The 785-nt window shown below is 52.9% G+C and carries 2 protein-coding genes; both read right to left on the bottom strand.

Features of this window, described 5'->3' with window-relative positions; all coding sequences use genetic code 11:
• A partial coding sequence (locus tag GJ1_RS17415) for a transposase (protein ID WP_245629463.1) occupies positions 1-347 on the bottom strand: 347 nt, incomplete at its 3' end.
• On the bottom strand, positions 344-785 hold a 442-nt coding region (locus GJ1_RS17410; RefSeq protein ID WP_066235152.1), incomplete at its 5' end, for an IS630 family transposase. The genes GJ1_RS17415 and GJ1_RS17410, both read right to left, overlap by 4 nt.

The raw sequence follows: 785 nt of genomic DNA, 5'->3' as shown, positions 1-785 counted from the left end.
TGAAAACATTGTCCTTCTTCTCGCAAAAAGTCCTTCACCATTCGAGCGTGATGAATCCGGGCATTGTCCAAGACGAGCGCAATGATCCGGTTGGGATGCCGCTCTTTAAGCAGGCGCAAGAAATCCAAGAATGTCGCGGCGTTGGCGGCTTCTGCTTGGTGAAGCACGATGTCCCCATCGTGGACGTTCACCGCGCCAAATACCGAAACATGGGCATGATGGCCGAATGTCGGCACACGTTTTTGACGACCGACCTCGGACCAAGTGGATCGCAAGACATGATAAGAGCGGATATGCGTTTCATCGATGTACAGAAGAACGGCATCTTCTGTCTCCTTGGTGATCAAGTTTTTTTTATCAAATCCATTTGCTTTTCAAATTGCTTTTGCTCATCCGGATTCCCTTTCGCCAGCGTGTACGCAGGGCGAGTCCATGACAGACCTTGACGGTGCAGGAGTTTTCGCAGCGCTTCACGGGAAAGGCAAACACCAAAGTGCTTTTCGACATAGGATTGCAGGAGTTTGGTGTTCCACGCCGAAGCGACGTCCCAGCCCAGTTCCGCGGGAGTGGCGGTCAACACAAGCTGTTTGATCTCTTCCTGCTGTTCTTCGGTGAGAAACGGCTCCCGTCCAGGGGCGAAATCCCGATGAAGCAAGAGCTCCAGACCGCCTTCGTTGAACAGCGACACATAATGGGAAACGGTTTGTCGGCACACGTTGACCATGGAGGCCGCCTCTTTGCCCAAATAACCTTCCATGACCAAGCGAACGGCCATCACCCGTTGG

Origin of the sequence: Geobacillus jurassicus NBRC 107829, from assembly GCF_001544315.1 — a bacterium.
In the GTDB taxonomy this organism is placed as follows: Bacteria; Bacillota; Bacilli; order Bacillales; family Anoxybacillaceae; genus Geobacillus; species Geobacillus jurassicus.
The sequence above is the reverse complement of the archived record's forward strand: the minus strand, read 5'-3'. Positions and strand labels throughout refer to the sequence as shown.